This window comes from Chryseobacterium luquanense (assembly GCF_026460945.1).
In the GTDB taxonomy this organism is placed as follows: Bacteria; Bacteroidota; Bacteroidia; order Flavobacteriales; family Weeksellaceae; genus Chryseobacterium; species Chryseobacterium luquanense.
Genome location: NZ_JAOVZV010000033.1, coordinates 1 through 19,808 on the forward strand (window position 1 = coordinate 1; position 19,808 = coordinate 19,808).

General features: G+C 32.9%; 18 protein-coding genes and 1 pseudogene. 15 read left to right on the top strand and 4 right to left on the bottom strand.

All coding sequences use genetic code 11. The features are described from left to right. The 3 genes and pseudogenes from OEA66_RS20145 to OEA66_RS20155 all read right to left on the bottom strand — a co-directional run. Nucleotides 1–180 (bottom strand): annotated as a pseudogene (locus OEA66_RS20145) (hypothetical protein); the annotation flags it as partial. 142 nt (nt 181–322) lie between these two features. Continuing rightward, a complete protein-coding gene (locus OEA66_RS20150; protein ID WP_267283101.1) occupies nt 323–898 on the bottom strand; it encodes a DUF6705 family protein in 576 nt (191 codons plus the stop codon). A gap of 15 nt (nt 899–913) precedes the next feature. After that, nucleotides 914–2,035, bottom strand: coding sequence for a hypothetical protein (locus tag OEA66_RS20155; protein ID WP_267283102.1), 1,122 nt, complete (start codon nt 2,033–2,035; stop codon nt 914–916). A 720-nt stretch (nt 2,036–2,755) separates the two neighbouring features. On the opposite strand from OEA66_RS20155, the gene OEA66_RS20160 reads away from it, so the two are divergent. After that, a complete protein-coding gene (locus tag OEA66_RS20160; RefSeq protein ID WP_267283103.1) occupies nt 2,756–3,154 on the top strand; it encodes a helix-turn-helix transcriptional regulator in 399 nt (132 codons plus the stop codon). Between the two features lie 171 nt (nt 3,155–3,325). On the opposite strand, the gene OEA66_RS20165 is transcribed toward OEA66_RS20160, so the two are convergent. Next, nucleotides 3,326–3,805 carry a hypothetical protein gene (locus OEA66_RS20165; RefSeq protein WP_267283104.1) on the bottom strand — a complete coding sequence of 160 codons (480 nt, stop codon included), beginning with the start codon at nt 3,803–3,805 and terminating at the stop codon, nt 3,326–3,328. A gap of 185 nt (nt 3,806–3,990) precedes the next feature. Here OEA66_RS20165 and OEA66_RS20170 point away from each other — a divergent pair, with 185 nt between their 5' ends. The 14 genes from OEA66_RS20170 to OEA66_RS20235 all read left to right on the top strand — a co-directional run bounded on the left by OEA66_RS20170 (nt 3,991) and on the right by OEA66_RS20235 (nt 19,727). Next, entirely contained in the window at nt 3,991–5,079 is a 1,089-nt protein-coding gene (locus OEA66_RS20170) for a glycoside hydrolase family protein (protein WP_267283105.1), read from the top strand. 296 nt (nt 5,080–5,375) lie between these two features. Next, nucleotides 5,376–6,446 (top strand): formimidoylglutamase, encoded by a 1,071-nt coding sequence (locus OEA66_RS20175; protein ID WP_267283106.1) that lies wholly within the window; start codon nt 5,376–5,378, stop codon nt 6,444–6,446. Between the two features lie 3 nt (nt 6,447–6,449). Continuing rightward, nucleotides 6,450–7,451 (top strand): glycosyltransferase family 2 protein, encoded by a 1,002-nt coding sequence (locus OEA66_RS20180; RefSeq protein ID WP_267283118.1) that lies wholly within the window; start codon nt 6,450–6,452, stop codon nt 7,449–7,451. Nucleotides 7,452–7,557: 106 nt separating this feature from the next. Beyond that, the gene (locus tag OEA66_RS20185; RefSeq protein WP_267283107.1) at nt 7,558–8,688 is read left to right on the top strand and encodes a glycosyltransferase family 4 protein; all 1,131 of its coding nucleotides are present in this window, start codon (nt 7,558–7,560) and stop codon (nt 8,686–8,688) included. A 32-nt stretch (nt 8,689–8,720) separates the two neighbouring features. Beyond that, the gene (locus OEA66_RS20190) at nt 8,721–9,569 is read left to right on the top strand and encodes a polysaccharide biosynthesis/export family protein (RefSeq protein ID WP_267283108.1); all 849 of its coding nucleotides are present in this window, start codon (nt 8,721–8,723) and stop codon (nt 9,567–9,569) included. A 3-nt stretch (nt 9,570–9,572) separates the two neighbouring features. Continuing rightward, complete coding sequence (locus OEA66_RS20195; RefSeq protein ID WP_267283109.1) at nt 9,573–12,059, top strand: exopolysaccharide transport family protein; 2,487 nt, start codon at nt 9,573–9,575, stop codon at nt 12,057–12,059. Between the two features lie 217 nt (nt 12,060–12,276). Continuing rightward, nucleotides 12,277–13,170 carry a type IX secretion system protein PorG gene (gene porG / locus OEA66_RS20200; protein ID WP_267283110.1) on the top strand — a complete coding sequence of 298 codons (894 nt, stop codon included), beginning with the start codon at nt 12,277–12,279 and terminating at the stop codon, nt 13,168–13,170. A gap of 6 nt (nt 13,171–13,176) precedes the next feature. Continuing rightward, a complete protein-coding gene (gene uppS / locus OEA66_RS20205) occupies nt 13,177–13,926 on the top strand; it encodes an undecaprenyl pyrophosphate synthase (RefSeq protein WP_267283111.1) in 750 nt (249 codons plus the stop codon). A gap of 28 nt (nt 13,927–13,954) precedes the next feature. Then, a complete protein-coding gene (locus tag OEA66_RS20210) occupies nt 13,955–16,492 on the top strand; it encodes a BamA/OMP85 family outer membrane protein (protein ID WP_267283112.1) in 2,538 nt (845 codons plus the stop codon). 8 nt (nt 16,493–16,500) lie between these two features. Continuing rightward, nucleotides 16,501–17,049: an OmpH/Skp family outer membrane protein gene (locus tag OEA66_RS20215; RefSeq protein ID WP_267283113.1), complete on the top strand. Its 549-nt coding sequence runs from the start codon at nt 16,501–16,503 to the stop codon at nt 17,047–17,049. Between the two features lie 73 nt (nt 17,050–17,122). Beyond that, nucleotides 17,123–17,626, top strand: coding sequence for an OmpH/Skp family outer membrane protein (locus OEA66_RS20220; RefSeq protein WP_267283114.1), 504 nt, complete (start codon nt 17,123–17,125; stop codon nt 17,624–17,626). A 66-nt stretch (nt 17,627–17,692) separates the two neighbouring features. Continuing rightward, nucleotides 17,693–18,178 carry an acyl-CoA thioesterase gene (locus OEA66_RS20225; protein ID WP_267283115.1) on the top strand — a complete coding sequence of 162 codons (486 nt, stop codon included), beginning with the start codon at nt 17,693–17,695 and terminating at the stop codon, nt 18,176–18,178. A gap of 9 nt (nt 18,179–18,187) precedes the next feature. Continuing rightward, entirely contained in the window at nt 18,188–19,048 is an 861-nt protein-coding gene (gene rfbD / locus OEA66_RS20230) for a dTDP-4-dehydrorhamnose reductase (RefSeq protein WP_267283116.1), read from the top strand. 1 nt (nt 19,049) lies between these two features. Further along, a complete protein-coding gene (locus tag OEA66_RS20235; protein WP_267283117.1) occupies nt 19,050–19,727 on the top strand; it encodes a hypothetical protein in 678 nt (225 codons plus the stop codon). Nucleotides 19,728–19,808 lie beyond the last annotated feature (81 nt).

Genomic DNA, 19,808 nt, shown 5'->3' on the forward strand with positions numbered 1-19,808 from the left:
TACAAAGAATATTTTATTTCCCCATGTTGCTTTCCAATCACCTTCGTAAGGCAGGAGATCATTATTCAAATCTTTGATATATGCATTAGTTGGTACTTCAGCATATGTATTAAGAGGATATACTTGAGCACAGCTCAAAAATAGTGAGTGAAGTGCTAATAAACTAATTAGTTTTTTCATAATATTTTTCTTTAATCGCATGGTGCTGGTATTACAGTATTAGTAGCATCTAAAGTGAGTTCTGTAGCTTTTCCTGTGGTCGTTCCGTTATTTTGCCCAACATTATCCAAAGCAAAAACCTCTTTTCAGAGGCTTAATGTTCTTATTGTCTCGTTAAAAATATCTCCTGATTTTCAGTAAATGTCGGCGAAAAAGTACTTGGACACTCTCCGACTGCAATATCTCTATCCGACCAGTAAGTAATTCTCATCTGATTTGGAGTACTTGGATTTATTTTCAAGAAAATAGAACCTCGATTTATACACCCACTTGTAAATGAACCAGAAAAAAGCAGTTCATAAGATTGTAAATTACCAGTAAGACCAAATCCTGAAAAACGGGTCTTACTATCATCAGGCTCATTAAAATTATCGAAAATAGTAAGAGGTATATTTCCTCCTGCTGTTATTCTTAATCTGCCTTTTATTATATCTCTTTTAACTCCTGTAAAATCTTCATACAAACTCTTATTAAATTTCATTTCGTACACTCTACCGTTATATGTTCCTTTCCATATTCCTACATATTTATCTAATGTATTGTTGAGGTCTTTTGTATATTTATATTCTCTCGGACAGTTTGGATTTTCCCTGCATTGAGCAGCTTCTTCCAAAGACACTGTTTGAGATTTACACGAAATAGCCAGTAGAGCCAGAAATATTGTTATTATATTTTTCATATTGAAATTCTTTTTTTAGTTAGGGCAAGTGTTTTCTACGGTATCTGTTTTATCAGCATTCAATTTTATTTCTGTTGTTGTTCCGTCGGTATTCATCCGGTACAAAGTTATGCCATATAAAAGCATTTCTTTTTGGATATATTTTAAAAACCTCATTTCAAGTTGTTTTGGATTGTCAAGATATTCTTTCATACCCGCACCAAAGAGCTCATTATGGGTATCCAGTTCATTTTCAGTAAAAGTTTTAATCTGATATTGATTTCCTGTAAACCTGATCTGGTAATTGCCGGTACTCGTCACCATTACACCATATGGATCACTTAGAGAGTGTCCGCCAGTCTGTGCATTCTTCACCAAATCCATAAGATAGGATGCATCAGCAGGTGAAAACATTTTTATACCCTTTCTTTCACTATTAGGTACATCATCGACATGCGTATGCATATAAGCTTTTACCCATGTATTGCTTGCGACTTCCGGTAAAGTAAGAGTATTTGCAGTACTGGTTGCACCTGCATTATTTTTATACTCATAGCTTCCGCCCCATTTTTGGATGTAGCCAGTTTCTTTTGTTAGTCCGGTTTTACCCTTCAAAGTATCCATCCTTTTCTTGAAACCCTCATCATTTCTCTGTTCTTTTATTTTTTGACAAGGTGTTTGTGGAGGGTTAAACTCTAAAATTGGCTGCGTAACCACCCCACCATTGCAATCAGAATTAGAAGGATCCTGCGGGTTTATATACACTCCGTTTACAGAGCAAGGATTAGGAGAAGTAGAACCTCCCGGTTCTCCAGGACCGCCATCTCCCGGTCCTTCTATTCCCGGTTGTGGAGAATTTCCGCCTTGGCAAACCATAGTCATCGTAACAACGTGTTGGGATTTGATGGTAGCAGTACATCCCTTTGTTTGTCCTTCACTATGAACTCCCTCGCTGCAGGTAGTATAGTAATCATTAATCTGCATGGTGCATTGCTCGATTGACATCACCGATGTAAAAGTTCCTTCTACAGGAGTTACCGAAGATTTACCGTTTACAGGTACATTCCCTCCGTTTAAAATCGTATTTTTCTCCGCTTCGGTAAAATTGTAAGTCACAAGATACGCTTTATAACCTCCTTCGGGTAGCGGAGTAAGCACAAGATTTTCTACAAGAGCATTGGGATAAAGTTTGAACTACTTATTTATTCTTAAAATAAAGTCTCCCTTAGGAGGCTTTATTTTAATTATTGTCTCGTTAAAAGTATTTCCTGTTGCTCAGGAAATGTTTGCTCAAAAGTACTTGGACATTCTCCTACTGCAATATCATTATTAGACCAATACTTAATCCTCATTTGATTTGGAGTACTCGGGTTTATTCGTAAAGATACTGTTCCATAATTTATACAACCCTCTGGAGATGATCCTCCATAAATCATTCTATAACCTTGTAAATCTGTGGTAAGACCTAATCCTGAAAAACGGGTTTTACTATCATCCGGTTCATTAAAATTATCGAATATAGATAGAAGGATATTACCCGGAATAGTTATTCTTAGTCTGCCTGTTATTCATTCAAAGAGATCCTCTTCGAGGTAAGTTGAAATTTTGAGCTGTTGTTGTAGGTTGTTTCGTTTTCTTGTAAATGGTCTGTCCTGCAGGAGGAGATGGTAAGAGTGATCATAAGAATCAGGCAAAGCCTGAGAAATAATTTTTTCTTCATAGATCATTTGTTTTTAATGGGTTAAATATATAAAAAATTCTCATCTCGTAGAGAATTGCAACAAAACTAAAATTAAAAATTGAAAAATAGATGCGAATTTTATTCGGGTTTTATTCGGGTTTATTCGCATAATGTTATATTTGTAAAAAATAACCCCGATGGTAAAAGAAAACTTAATACGAGTGCGAAAGCAGAAGAAATTTTCTCAGCAGGATGTTGCCGAGCATCTGGATATCAGCCAGACTCATTATCAGAGAAAAGAAAAAGGTGAAGTGGGTATTACAGATAAAGAGTGGGAGCGTATTGCAAAACTTCTTGATATTGATGTTGAAGAAATAAAAGAAGGTTCTGAGATGGGTAATGTAATGCAGAACTTTGATAATAGTTATGGAAATTATTTAGGAGATAACAATAATAATACTTATTGTAATATACCTGAATTTTTATTAGAAACTCAAAAAGACTATATCAATCTTCTAAAGGAAGAAAACGAAAGACTGAAGAAAGAGAACCGAGATTTGCAGGAAGAAAATAATCTTCTGAAGTCTCAGAAATAAATATTTATAATGGAAAAGCATCTCCCGAGATGCTTTTTGTTTTTATGATGTTTTAAAAAGAAACAATTTATAGTCTTTTTGTATCTCCCGAGATACTTTTAGTCATAAAAAAGACTCCTTTAGTAATTATAAAAATACAAAAGAGTCAGATTTTTAATGTTGTCTTATCATTTACTTTTTCTCAGAGAAGTTTTTGTTTCCCCGCTTGCTAAATCTCTGGCTAAGGTCATCATAGATTGGTTTTGCTGTAGCCACACCTTTGGATGCCGCTTCTTTGGTCGTGCCGTAATAGAGCATAGATGCCATAAGAGCTTCACTGCCTGCAAGGGTAATAGTGTCGCTGAGATCAGAAGCCAATTGGTCTACCAGATTAGAGATCGGGTTAAGCCCTGTTACCACAGCCTCATCTTTCAGAAATTCGGCTTTATCCATATAAACAGGAGCAAATTCAGGGTTGGTTTCCAGATAACTTTTTACTTTCTGCACTGTTGCTACCGTTTTGTCTCCCATTTTGAAGAGAGATTTTCGGTCATCTGCGGTTAGCGCTTTCAGGTAAGGGGCAAGTAATGTTTTGCAGTCCTGCAATTTTTGATTAACCTCGTTTAATACGGTTTGAGGAATTTCTACACTGATTTGATTTTTTGTGCTCATCGTTTGCGAATTTTATTTGTTAAGCAATCAAATGTAATAATTTTAGAAATACAATGATAAGGTAGGGTTGTAAATATTTATTTTTTTACTGAATGATTATCAGATTGATACATTTAAGATTTACCCCGAAACTGCAGGATACTCAATTTATGAATTACCATTAGATTAGCTTTAAATCAAAAATCATGAGTACATCCAGAAACTTTAGCCGAAAAGAATTTTTACAAACTTCAGGTTTGGGAGTGATGGCGGTGTTTTTGGGCTCTTCATTTACAAACTCATTTGATTTTTCAGAGAGATCTTATTTTAAGTTAAAACCTATTGGACGTTCTTTTGAACTAGAAGGCTATTACATTTGGTGCTCTTCCCCGATTTGGGGTGATGATGGAAAAGTGCATCTTTTCTATTCGCGCTGGAAAAAAGAAAAAGGAATGGGCGGTTGGCTTAACGGTTCCGAAATCTGTCGGGCAGAAGCTGATTCTCCGTTCGAAAAGTTTAAACATAAACAGGTTGTTCTCAGTCCGAGAGGCGAAGGTTTTTGGGATGCAACAACTTGCCACAATCCGTTAATTAAAAAAGTAGACGACCAATATTATCTGTTTTTTATGGGGACTTCCAACGGAAAAACCAATACGAAAAGAATAGGTTTGGCAACCTCAAAAAGTCTCGATGGAGAATGGACGAGACCTGAACAACCATTGCTTTTACCAGGAAAAGAAGGCTCGTGGGATGATCATTGTACTACAAATCCGGCTTTTGTAAAAGGAAACGACGGAAAATACTGGCTCTTTTATAAATCGTGGAATACCAAAGAATACGAAACTCAAAAAGGAACAGTACGGGGAAACCGGAAATATGGTTTAGCGAAAGCTTTAAAACCTGAAGGACCTTACATAAAAGTTTCAGAAAATCCGGTGATTGATTTTTCTGCTCTACCGAATAATGCACAATTAGAAGATGCTTTTGTCTGGAAACAAAAAGGAAAATTCCACATGATTGCAAGAGATATGGGATTTTATAATCATGAATACGGTTTGCATTTAACCTCAAAAGATGGAGTAGAATGGACGAAACCGGAAGTCGCATATTTAGATTTAAAACATTACATCACCGAAGCTGAACCTCCGAAACACTTAAAACGATTTGGAAGATTAGAACGACCAATGATTTTGTTTGATAAAGATGGTAAAACGCCTAAGTTTTTATTCGGAGCCACACAGGGCGGAAGTTTTGAAACTTCTACGACTTTTGTGTTTGAGATTTTAAATCGCTAGTTTTTTAATTCATATAGATTTTGTTTAAACCATCACGATTTTGTTGATGGTTTTTTATTTTAAAGATTTTTAATGCTATGCTCTCAAGGTTATATTAGATACGAATTTATATTTCCGTTCGCAAGAACACTTCGTTCAGCAATGGTTAAATCCTAACTTCGCTGAGTGAAACGCCTTTGCGAACGTAAATGAAACAATTAGAAGTTCAAAAATCTTTGCGGACTTTGCGTTAAAGTTATACAGTGAATAATCAAATTTATTTTAATATTTTTGAGCATTAATAAGTATTTGAGCGCATGGATTTTGAAGATTTTATCATTTCACCAAGAAATTTCAGGACAGAAAACTGGCAAATCGGGAATAAAATTACCAAGGCTATAAAAGAAGATAGCATTGTTTTGCTTTTTGTTTCCGATTATAGAGGTGCAAATGGCGATGCAGAAGTGCAGGATTTTACAGCGGTAAGAAAAGAGTTTTACAAACTTTCACAGCTTGATTTTGAAATTCCAATTGTGGATTTGGGAGATTTGGTTTCCGGGAAATCGGTACAGGATTCTCATTATATTTTGCAGGAAGTTTTGTCGGCTTGTCATTCAAAAAGAGCCATCCCGGTCATCATTGGGGGTTCTAATGATTTTGCTTTTTCGTTATTTTCCGGATTAAATTATCATCAGCAGAATATCAATTACACACAAATCAGCAATATTATTTCGCTTCAGCAAGGCGAAGTGATTAATGAGCATACTTTTTTAAGCAAAATTTTAGGTTCTAAAAATTTTACGATTAAAAATTACCATCATTTAGGTTACCAAAAACATCTGAATGAGCAGGATTCGGTGAAACTCATCAAGGAGGTTGAGTTTGATATCATCCGTTTGGCGGAAATGATGAATTCTACTGAGAAAACCGAACCTTTTTTTAGAAAAGCCGATTTGGTAACGGTAAATTGTGATGCGATTGAAAGTTTCAGTGATGCTTTTTCGATGAATCCACAGGTAAATGGCTTGAACCGAAGAGAAATCTGTGCTTACATGAAAGAAATCGGACTCAGTGAAAATCTAAGGTCCGTAGGCATATTTAATTATAATATTTATTCTGAAAATCAATTGAATCATCAGCTTTTAGCACAAATGATTTGGTACCTGATCGAAGGAATCAACATCCAACAGTCACATCCTAAAGAAAGACATTACGAAATGTTTTATGTTTTGATTGAGGATAGACAATATGCTTTCAAGCGTGATACATTCAGCAATCTTTGGTATTTTGGAGACGATGAAAATATTGAAAACTGCATTCCGTGTTCAAGAAAAGATTTTGATGAAGCCAAAAAAGGCTGGCTTAGCGCAAGATTTACAAAAGGCTAGATGATGAAAAACGTTCCCTCAAAAGTTTCTGTTATTGTTCCGGTTTATAATGTTGAAAATTATTTGGCTAAATGTTTAGATTCTTTGGTGAATCAAACCTACCAAAACATTGAAATTTTGGTCATCAATGACGGAAGTAAAGATGGGTCGGAACAAATTATTCAGCAATATTCAGATAAATATTCAGATAAAATAAAAGCTTTTAATAAAGAAAATGGTGGATTAAGCGATGCCAGAAATTTTGGTATTGAAAGAGCAACCGGAGATTATTTTGGGTTTGTAGACAGTGATGATTACGTTACTGAAACGATGTTTGAAGATATGCTCGGTTTAGCTGAAAAATATGATGCTGAAATGGTGATTTGTAACATCCAAAAAGTGAATGAGCATGGAAATATTACTCAAAAGCTTACGCAGATTCCCAATATGCCGGAGAAAATTGATTTGGAAACAAATTTTTCAGTTTTTTCAGACTTAAGTTATTTTGCCTGCAATAAATTTTTCAGGAAAGAACTTTTTGAAAATAAAAGATTCAAAAAAGGAGTTCATTTCGAAGATATTCAGTTGATTCCACAACTTTTATTGGAGTGTAAAACTTTAGCACAAACTCAGAATTTCCATTATCAATATTTGGAACGAACAGATTCTATCTCAAAAACCCACACAGAAAAAGGTTTGGATATTTTAAAAGCAGTTGAAGATGTGGAAAAAGCTTTTCAAGCGTCAAAATATTTTTCAAAAGTTAATGAATTAAAGGGCTTTCAAATTTTAGAGGGTATTTATACTTTTTTAGCGTATTTAGCATTTGTGAAAAACGAGAGTGAATTTTACAAGATGTCTAAAGAGCTTGAGGATTTTGTGAGAAAAAGAGATATTAAAATAAAAGATATATTGAATTACAGTCGTTTTGGTAAGAATTATATTTTATCTTTGCCACTGAAAAAAAACATATTTTATCTGCTTTTTTTTGCCGGACAAAAAAAACTGATAAGAAAACTGATATAAACACAACTGAAACTATCGTTATTTTGAATAAAGAATTCAAAGTAAGGGTCTTTTTAAAACTTTGCTTTCATCCTTAATTGGAAGTGAAGAGCTCAAAAAGCAAAAGATGAAAAATTTTGAATTGTTCTTAAATCACACTGGGATTTCTATTTTTTATGTAAAAGTAGGGTTGGGTTTCCTGTCCTCTTTTCTAATTACTTTTTTTTCAATTCCCACTATTATTAAAATTTCAAAGCGTAAAAATCTGATGGATGAGCCGGGTGTAAGAAGTTCACACCTCAGAAAAATTCCAAATTTGGGTGGAATTGCAATGTTTTATTCAATTGGGATATGTACTTCTATTTTTGCATATGAAATCTTCGATCTGTATAAATTTCTATTTGCTTCGCTGATTATCCTGCTTTACGTAGGAATTATGGACGATATTGTTGTGATGCGGGCTTATAAGAAACTGGTAGCACAAATTGTTGTTTCAGCATTTATTGTTATTGGCTCTGATGTGAGAATCCGAAACTTGTTTGGGATTTTTGGTGTTTATGAAATTCATTATTGGGTAAGTGTAATTTTTTCGATTATTACTTTTATTATTTTAATTAATGCATTTAATCTTATTGACGGTATTGACGGTCTTGCGGGAGGATATTCTTTAATTTGCAGTGCTCTTTTTGGAATTAGCTATTTTCGATTGGGCGCGTATAATTTTCCTTTGGTGATTTTATCGGTCGTACTTATTGGTTCTGTATTGGCGTTTTTATATTATAATTTATCAAATTATCGGGCTACAAAAATCTTTATGGGAGATACAGGCTCTATGCTTTTAGGTTTTTTACTGGCTTTTACTTGTATTTGCTTTATTGATATTTTTATTGATAAGCAACTTGTAAATGTGCCCCGATATCATTTGAAATCAGCACCTGTAATTGCGGTAGCTATTCTTATTTTACCTATTGTAGATACTCTGAACGTAATTTTAGTTAGGTTTTGGAATAAAAAATCTCCTTTTGAAGCAGATAAAAATCATATTCATCATAAACTTCTTAAACTTGATTTAACGCATAGAAGATCAAGTTTTTATATCATAAGCTATTATCTTTTTATTATTATTATTACTTACTATTTAAGACACATTAATGTGAATTTATTGTTATTTATTGTTTTAGCTTTAGGTTTTTCTGGTGCTTACATTCCAGATATTATTTATGTTTCAAAAAATAATAAATTAAAAAGTAATAATTAAATTTCTATTTTTGCAAACTACAAATAATGACGATGAAAATCTATAAGTACCTGTTTTTAATTTTACCTTTTTTATTAACCTCTTGTATTACATCAAAAGATGTGAAATATATGCAGCCTAGTGAAAGCTTGGTGATTAACGAAGAGGGGTTAATACCTTATAATATTCCCATTTATAGAATTACTAAAAACGATATGTTGACGCTGAATATCATTACAACTCCAAAAGGTGATGCTGCTCAGTTTTATTCATCATTAAATGCTTCAGGAGCTAGTGGCGGTGGCGGTAGTATTTCAGTAACCGGAGGTGGAGGTGGATCTTCAGCTGGAGGGAATTCCACGATATATTTTAATGGTTTAAAAGTTGACTCGAAAGGTGAAATATTAGTTTTTGGTATTGGTTATGTAAAAGCTGAAGGCAGAACAATCGAAGAAATTACTCAAGAACTTCAAGGAAAAGTAAATGAGAATTTTCAAGAAGGTAAATCTGAGGTTCGACTAAATATTGATGGAATTACTTATTCTATTTTAGGTGATATTGAAACTGTCGGAATAACTGGTGAAAAGAAAGCTCATAAAAATACGCTCACTTTAACTGAAGCAATTTCTATGAACGGGGGGTTAAACAGAACTGTAGATCGTAAAAATATTGTTGTTTACAGAAAATTTCCAGAAGGAATTAAGAAAGCTCAGATTGATCTTACCAGAGAAGATGTAATGAATTCGCCATATTATTATGTTCAGAACGGTGATGAAATATTACTGACAACGCAAAGAAGGGCACTTAATGGTTTCGGGAAAGATCCTATACAGACTCTTGTAAGTGGTGTTTCTGTGATTACCACGGCATTATCTATTTATTTACTTATTAAAAATCTTTAATCTATGATTCCTGGAAAAGAAACTTTAGTAGGTAAAAGCGAGGTTCAAAAAGAAAAATACGGTTCTTTTGCTTTATTTGATGTAGAACATTTCTTAAGAAGAGTTTTACGGAATTGGTATTGGTTTGTATTGATGCTGTCTATAGGATACGTTACTTCTTGGTTCTATGGTAAATATTATGCGCAGAATATTTTTTCATCAAGTTTATCATTAAGTATTTCAAGTAATACTGCAAGTTACTTCACACCGAGTCAGTCAATTAATTTTATTTGGGGACAAAATGGAAACCAAGATGGTGTTTATTTGAAAAAAATGCTTTTGTCGAGATCTCACAATGAGTTTTTGGTTAAAGAATTAAATCTATTTACAAATTACCAGACAAAAGGTGTTATTAAATCAACTTTTTTAGATAAAGGTGATTCCCCGGTTTTTTTAGAGGTAGATAGAAAGCATTTACAACAAGTTAACTATTCTATTACTATTACGCCTAGAGCAAATGGCTCTTTTGAAGTTAGTTTGCCGGAAGAAGGGGAGTCCACAAGTCTTTATTCGTACGATTTTGAAGGTTTTCAAAATATTGAACCCTTTAAAAGACCTGCCAATAAAATTATTAAAATAAATGAATGGTACACTTCTCCCAATCTGAGGTTTAAATTAGTTTCAAACCCTGTAAAACCATCCATAAAATTAGAAAATATTATTGTTAATCTCTCTACAGTGAATGATGCTGTAAATGGTATTGTATCAACAGTGGGTGTAGATTTTGATAAGGAGATAAATACGATAATGATTATTTCTAAAACAGGTTATAATCTAAATAGCACTGTGAATTTTCTTAATAAATCTGTGCAAGAATTACAGAAAAAGAGATTCATGGATAAAACGACCATTGATAAAAATACGAATGTCTATTTAAAAGAAAGTTTAGCAGATATTCGTAAAAAATTAGATTCAAGTGCCGCTTATCTTAATTATCTTAAGGTGTCTGAAAAACTATATGATATTACCAATAGGGATGAAAAATCTTTAGAGAAAATTAAAAATTTTGAGGCCAAAAAAGCTGATATTCTTAGTAAAATGAATTCTTTAAGCAGTATCCGGAATTCGGTAGAATCTCAAGGTTTTGATAAGATGATCAGTCCTTCTGCCGCAGGTTTTGATGATGGTCTTTTTACTGCTTCAGTTTCAGAATTGAAAGCACTTTATCTTAAAAAAAGAGAATTGTCTTCCATTTATACTCCCAATTCAGAGCCCATAAAGGAAATAAATAGACTCATTAGTGAAGCAAAGACAAATTCTACGGGTTCGTTAAGAAATGTTTATACAGTTTATACTACAGAGCTTAATAAGATTAATCAGCAAATTGCAGAAGCTAGCTCTGATCTTACAACATATCCCGAAAAACAAAGAAAATACCTTGATGCTGAAAGAGGATATAATATGATTGAAGCGACTTATAATAGTTTGCTCAACAGACAAAACGAAAGCCAAATGCGATTGGCGACCAATCAATCTGATATTACGGTTATAGATCCGGCTAAAAATTTGGGACAAGGGCCAATCGGACCAAATATTAAAGGAACTAAAATGGCAATTATTGGAGGTTGCTTGGCTCTTCCACTTTTATTAATTCTTATAGGCAGTTTATTTGACAGTAAAATAAGAAATATTAAAGAATTAATAAGCGCTACAAGAATTCCTTTATTGGGTGTTATTGGGAATAATAACAATGAAAATATGCTTACTGTTTTAGAATCTCCAAAATCTTCTGTTGCAGAAGCATTCAGAGGGATTCGGGCAAATGTAAGATTCTTATCGGGAGAAGATAATAAAAGCAAAGTTATTGTAGTTACTTCATCCGTCGGAGGTGAGGGTAAAACTTATATTTCTATCAATTTAGCTTCAGTTTTAGGTTTAGGTGATAAAAAAACGATTTTGCTGGGTATGGATTTAAGAAAACCAAAGATTTTTGGGGATTTTAATATCGATAATAAATTAGGGATTTCAAACTACCTTACAGGAGAAACAACAATTGATCAGATTATCAATAAAACAAATATTCCTAATCTTGATGTGGCTACTTCGGGGCCGATTCCTCCTAATCCGTCTGAACTTTTGATGAGTGAAAGGAATGTAAAGTTTATTGAAGAATTAAAAGAACTTTATGATTTTATTATCATAGATTCGCCGCCTGTAGGCCTTGTTGCAGATGCATATGAATTAATGAAATATTCTGATGCAAATTTATATATTGTACGTCATGAGTATACTGAAAAATATATGCTGAAAATGATTACAGAAAAGTATCATAATAATGAAATTAAGCATTTAGGCTTGGTTTACAATGATTACGTTACAAAGCAAGGTTATGGATATGGCTATGGGTACGGCTATGGATACGGTTATGGATATTTTGATGAAGATAAAAACTATAAAGAGCCCTTATTAATCAAAGTGCGAAACAAAATCAGGGCTATTTTCAATAGATAGATATATAAATATGCCCTCAATTATTGAGGGTTTTTTATTTCAAAATCTTATAGAGAAGTATTAAAAAAAGAATAAATTTGCTACTTTGTCGTTTACTTTATAACAAATTATATTTTTTTGTTTATTTTTAACTAAACATTAAGATTATCATTAATATAAAAATGTTTTATATTTGCAAAAATTAATTTTTAAAATAACCATAAATCCATATTCTTTTATGAATAAAAAATTATTGTTTAGCTTCCTTGCCCTCTTAGGAACAGTGGTGAGTATAAAAGCACAAAGAAATGAATTGGGAATTCGCTTAGGGATGAGTAATCTTGTAGGGGATATAGGAAAAACCAATTACATTTTACAGCAACCTTTGGATTTAGATAGAGCTTCAGAATGGGGTGTTCCTTTTTATGGTGGAATTTTATATAGATTTAATTTTAACCCTCATCAAACAGTTAGATTAGACTTAGGTTATAATCAAGTACAGTTTAGTGATAAGGCGGCTAAAGAAGAATACAGAAGAAACAGAAACTCATTTGGTAAGAATAATATTTATGAAGCAAGTGTGGTATTTGAATATAATTTCTTCCCAGTAAATAATGAGCAACTTAGTATGGTAAGTCCGTATATTTTTGGGGGTATTGGAGGTTTAGTATTTGATGCGCCAAAAGCTACGTTAAATCATGATTTCAAAAGAAATGCTGATGGTGTTGCACAGGCTCCTATCAATGAATTAGATTTTAATACAACAACTGAATATTCTATGGGAAGAAAAGCGGTTGCACAGATTCCTTTTGGAGTAGGTTTGAAGTATAAATTCAATCATGGTTGGGCAATTTTTGCAGAAGCTACTTTTAGATATACATTAACAGATCAATTAGATCATAGCAAAATCCTTGCTAAAGATGTTGTTTCTAATTATAATGCAGATATTTTAAGTCCTACAACGGGAGGGTCTTTGTTGCAAACAGGAAGTTATTTTGCGGTATCTAAAGAAAGAGAGGCACAGTACATTAGAAATAGACAGGTTGGTGATGGAGATTCAAGAGATTGGTTAAATACTTTCAGTTTGGGATTAACCTATTCTTTCGGAAGACCACCTTGTTATTGTGATTAAGAAAATATGTCGTTGATAAAAGAACAAATTAATTCTGAGAATTTACCGCAACATGTAGCCATCATTATGGATGGCAATGGAAGATGGGCAAAATCTCGTGGCGAAGAAAGGACCTTTGGTCATAAAAATGCCATTGATGCAGTAAGAAATGCTATTAATGCATGTAATGAGATTAATATCCCATATCTTACGCTTTATACATTTTCCTCGGAAAACTGGAAAAGGCCTACAGATGAAGTTAATACCTTAATGACTTTGCTTGCTGAAACACTTTTATTGGAAGCTGAAGAGATTTTCACCAAAGGTTTAAGAATGCACGTCATTGGTAACTTAGATAAATTACCTGTTTTGGTAAAAGAACAATTATTGAATGTAGTTGAACTTACAAAAGAAAACACAAAAGGAAATTTGGTTTTAGCAATTAGTTATGGTTCACAAAACGAAATACTAAATGCCGTTAAGAATATAAGCTCCGATGTAAAGGAAGGGAAAGTAGAGGTGGAGAATATTGATGAAAAATTATTCGAAAACTATCTTTATACAAAAGATTTTCCACCCGTTGATTTGCTTATAAGAACAAGTGGTGAAACAAGAATAAGCAATTTTTTGCTTTGGCAGATTGCTTATGCAGAACTTCAATTTCTCAATGTTCTGTGGCCAGACTTTACAAAAGATATTTTCTTCCAATGTATTGTTGATTATCAAAATAAGGAAAGAAGATATGGTCTTACAGGCGACCAAATTCAAATTCAGTAAATTTTAAGAAAAGAAAGATTACGATAAAATGAAGTTTAGACTATTACCCATCATTATGTTTGCGGCTTCTGCACATTTTTATGGACAGGTTATTCCACAAGACAGCACGAAGGTAGAAAATACCTCTGTCTTAGCAGGAAATGAAGCAGGTGCTTATACGCTGAAAGACATTGTTGTTGATGGAGTGAAAAAATACACACCAGCTCAAATCTTCAGATTTACAGGCCTATCAAAAGGTGAAATTGTAGATATTCCAGGTCAGAAAGTAAGTAATGCAATCAAAAAACTTTGGGATTCGCAGTCTTTCTCTGAAGTTGAAGTTTATGTAGAAAGCATCGAAGGACAAACTGTTGTTTTGAAATTTTATCTTCAGGATCTTAAAGATCTTGGTGAGGTGAAATTTACAGGAAAAGGGATTGGAAAGTCTAAAAATGAAAAATTAGCTAAAGACAATAATTTAAAGCCCGGAACTAAGATTACTCAAAATCTTGTTTCAAGCCTTAAAACAAATATTCCTAAAGATTACGTTAAAAAAGGTTTTGCTGATGCAAAAATCACCATTCAGGATAAGGTGAACGCAAGTGATCCTAATCTTGTAGACTGGACAATTAATGTAGAAAAAGGAAAAAGAATAAAAATTAGTCACATCGAGTTTGAAGGTAACGAAACTGTTACAGATTCTAAACTTAGAAATAAAGCCTTCAAAGAAACCAAACAAAAAAGATTTGGTATTGGTGGAATCTTGAAATCTTCAAAATTTGTTGAAGAAAAATATCAGGAAGACAAAAAAAATCTAGTTAATTATTATAATTCATTAGGGTATAGAGATGCAACAATTGTTTCTGATTCTGTTTGGAGAAATAAGAAAAATAATTTTGAAATCAATGTTAAACTGAATGAAGGTAAAAAATATTACATCGGTGATATTACATTTACCGGCAATACGGTTTATGCTACGGAATATCTTCAGAGAATTTTAGGATATAAAAAAGGTGATATTTACGATGCGGTAGGTTTCAACAAAAAAGTAGGTGAAGACGGTGGAAAAGAAGATGATTCTGATATCAAATCGATATACATGAATAATGGTTACCTTTTCTCAAACGTTACTCCTGTTGAAAAATCTGTGAACGGTGACGCCATTAATCTTGAAATCAGAATTAACGAAGGTGAGCAGGCTACTTGGAATAAAGTAACTTGGAAGGGTAATACAACTACTCATGACCACGTTATTCTTAGAGCTTTAATGACTAAACCTGGAGAATTATTTAAGAAAACCGAAATCAAAAGAACATATTTTGATTTGGCATCAATGTCTTTCTTTGACCCTCAACAAATCGGCCAGGATATTCAGCCAAATCAACAGGATAATACTGTAGATATTGGTTGGTCATTAGTTGAAAAAGGTTCTTCGCAAGTTCAATTACAGGCTGGGTACGGTGGTAATAGTTTCATCGGAACTCTAGGTCTTACTTTCAATAACTTCTCATTGAAAAACTTCCTGAAATTTAAAGATTTCAAACCGGTTCCTCAAGGTGATGGTCAAATATTATCGATCCAGGCACAAGCGGGACAATATTTTCAAAACTACGGAGTTTCATTTACAGAACCTTGGTTGTTTGGTACAAAACCAACTGCACTTTCTGTAAGTTTAAATAATTCAAGAGTTAATTATAGTCAGTCTACAGGTCCGGATCAGAGATTAAATATTTTTTCAGCTACTGTAGGTTTAAACAGACGTTTGAAATGGCCGGATGATTATTTTTCATTGTACACAGGTATTCAATATCAGAAATATGACTTTAGCAATTATCCATTTGAATTTGGAACGACAACAGAATTATACGGAAATGCTAATAACTTAAGCTTAAATATTGGACTGAGCAGAAATTCTGCAGGTATTGATCCGATTTTCCCGACAATGGGTTCAAATATTGAGCTTTCGGGTAAATTTACACCTCCATATTCATTGTTTAGTAACAAAGATTATTCTACAATGACTCCTACAGATAAATATAAGTGGATGGAATTTTACAAAGTGAAGTTCAAAGCTGATGTTTATAATGAAGTTATTGGGAAATTAGTTCTAAGATCTTCTGCTGAAATGGGCTTTATGGACGGTTACAACAAAGAATTGGGTGCACCTCCATTTGAAAGGTTCTATGTAGGTGGTACTGGTCTTTTCGGAGGTAGATTTGATGGTAGAGAATTAATTCCTTTGAGAGGTTACGAAAATGCTTCTACTTATGGTGGTCAAGCTGAAGATATTACTCAAAAAGGGGGAGGTACTATTTATAACAGATTTACGTTAGAATTAAGATATCCGATTTCATTAAATCAAACTGCCAAAATTTATGCACTTACTTTTGCTGAAGGTGGTAATGTTTGGAACTCATGGGGTAATTACAATCCTTTCCAGCTAAAAAGATCAGTTGGTGTGGGTGTAAGAGTTTATATGGGTGCGTTTGGTTTGATTGGGTTTGATTTCGCTTATGGATTTGACAAAACAATTAGCGGTGATGTTTCCGGAAGTAAAACTCACTTCTTAATGAACCAATCATTATAATTCACAACATGAAAAATTTTAAAACTCTTTTCGCTTTAGCAGCAATTTTGCTATTTAGTTTTAGTAATGCTCAAAAAGTTGGAGTAATCGATACTCAATATATTTTGGATAAAATGCCAGAATATAAAGAAGCTGAAGCAAGACTTAATTCTCAGATTGATACTTGGGAAAAAGATTTGCAGAGATTACAGTCTGAATATGAGCAAAAGAGATCCGCTTTTGAAAACGAAAGAGTTTTATTAATTGGAGATCAATTAAAACTTCGTGAAAAGGAAGTTTTAGACTTAGAAAAAAACATTAAAACGACAAGCAGTTTAAGATTTGGGAAGACTGGAGAGATTAATCAGCTAAGAGCGAATTTGGTTGAACCTTTTGAAGATCAGATCTGGACTGCGGTGAAGACAATGTCTGAGAAAAATGGCTTGGGCATAGTTCTTGATAAAACTGACAATAATATAATCTTTCTTCAAAAAAGAAATGACTATACTGACAAAGTTTTAGATATTCTATTAAAAGGAACAGGCGACAAAAAAGAAAAGAAAACTAATAAAAAATAGGAAAAGTTTTTTCAATACTTAACTTTTACCTAAATTTAAAATCTAAAAACAAATTAATTATTTATTACCCGTTATGAAAAAATTAAGTGTATTATTTGCAGCAATTGTTATGTTTGTGTCTGTAGGTATGGCAAAAGCTCAAAAAATTGCTACTTTAGACTTAGTAAGCATACTTAATGCAATGCCAGAAAAGAAAAAAGCAGATACAGATTTGAAAGCCTTCCTTGATGTAAAAGAAGGAGAGATAAAAAAGAAAGGTGATGCTATGCAGGCTAAGTATAAATTGTATACTGAAGAAGCTCCTAAAAAAACTGAAGCTGAAAACAAAGCTAGACAAGAAGAAATGCAAAAATTGCAGGCTGAAGCTCAGCAAATGAGCGAAAGAGCACAGAAAGATCTTGCTGAAAAAGAAAAAGTAGCTTATGCTCCTATCGAAAAGAAAGTAATGGATGCTGTAAATAAAGTTGCAAAAGCAAACAGCTATGATTATGTAATGGATGTAAACTCTACCGGTCTTATCTACAAAGGTGGTCCTGATGCTACTGCAGCTGTTAAAAAAGAATTAGGTCTTCAATAGTAAATATTTACAAAAGATTTATAAAACTACCATCTCTTTTAGAGGTGGTTTTTTTATTTTTGCGCTATGGAAAGAGAAGTTTCAACAACCGTAAAAGTTAGATTCAGTGATTGTGATCCGATTGGGCATTTAAATAATGTAAAGTATTTGGATTACATGTTCAATGCAAGAGAAGATCATGTAGAAACTTTTTACGGATTTACTTACGAAGAATATACAAAAAAAACTGGCTGTACTTGGATTGCGATTCAAAACGAAATTGCTTATTTAAAAGAAGTAAAGTATAATACTCAGGTTGTCATCAGCAGTAAAACCATTGAAGTAGGAGAACGAACTGCTAAAGTGGAAATTTTAATGAAAAGTTTAGACGAAAAAACAATTCATGCGGTTCTTTGGGTAACTGTAATTTATTTCAATATTAAAACCAGGCGTTCCGAAGTGCATCCTGAAGATATAAAACAAACCTTTGGTAAATTCTTCGTTGATTTGGAGCAGAAAGATTTCCAGCCGAGAGTAAAGTTTTTAAGATCACAAAATGCTAAAAATTCGTAAATTAACTATATGAAAAAGATACTTGTAATAGGAAGTAATGGGCAGTTGGGAAATTGCATTAGAAAGATTGCTCCCGATTTTGAGTTGGATTATGAATTTATTTTCACAGATTCACAAACTTTAGATATTACCAATGAAGATCAGATCAAAGAATTTTTTTCTGAAAGCAAACCAGAGTTCTGCATCAATGCTTCTGCATATACTGCAGTTGATCTTGCTGAAAAAGAAGAAGACAGTGCTTTTGCAGTAAATGCGGAAGGTGTTGGAAATTTAGCGAAAGCTTGCGCTGATAACAAAACAATATTTATTCATGTTTCTACAGATTATGTTTTTGATGGAGAAACCAATTTAGATTATTCTGAAGATGATTTCACAAGTCCATTAGGAGTTTATGGTAAATCAAAATTAGCAGGTGAAGAATTAGCTTTGGAAAATAATTATCAAACCATTATTTTCAGAACTTCCTGGTTGTATTCCGAGTTTAATAAAAATTTTGTGAAAACAATGCTGAATTTATTTTCCCAAAAAGAAGAATTGGGAATTGTTGCTGATCAATTTGGTCAGCCAACAAACGCAAATGATTTAGCTGAAGCGATAATGAACATTATCGAAAGCCCAGTTAAAACATTTGGTATTTTTCACTTCTCCAATTATCCGGAAACAACTTGGTTTGAGTTTGCTCAAAAAATTGCAGACTTTTCAAAATCATCAATAAAGCTTAATGCATTAACAACCGAGCAATATCCAACTCCTGCTAAAAGACCGAAACGTAGCACAATGTGTCTTGATAAGATAGAAAATGTGTATGGCATTGAGCCGAAACACTGGGAAAACAGTTTAGAAGATTGCGTTAACATACTTTCGAATTAAAATGAATATTAAAAATATCACCACTTTTATTTTTACTTTTTTCTGTGCATTCATTAATGCACAGAATATTTACTTATCTAAAGTTGAAAAGGTAAATGATAATAAAGATAAATTTTTTATTAAAATTAATAAAGATATATCCGCAGAATACCTTGGTCAGATTGATGTTCAAGGATTTTCTTCAGATGATGAGGAAGTTTTCTCTACAATTTATAAAAAAGCAAAGGAAATTGGAGCCAACGCTTTTGCTTATCAGCCTTTTGATACAGTTGATGAAATAGAACAACCTTTTAATCCTTCGAATTACAGAATCAAACTTTTTTATATCACAAAAGAAGAGTTTTATAAAAATTCACAGCAACTTTATTTGTTTTCTTCCTCGGAAAAACCGCAAACCATTAGTATAAATAAAAAAAACTATGTGCTCGAACCGAGATCTTATCTCTCGTTAACAACTATTCGTGGAGATATTTATACGATTTCGACAAAAAAATTACTCGGATCAACAATTAAAGTCTCAAATACTGAAGGTGTTCCTCAATATTTTCAGGTTTCCGCTCTTAAAGTCAGTTCAAACAAATCTGGAGATGCCGGAATAAATTTAAAATCTGGTGATATTACAGGAATCGATAGATCATATGGAGATTTCCTCAGAATGATTTACAACGAAATTAAGTAGCCTTAAATAAAATATCTCAGAATTTCTGAGTTATTATTTTTGTAGCTTTATCCCGCTCTCCACTGTATCTTTTGCTCATTG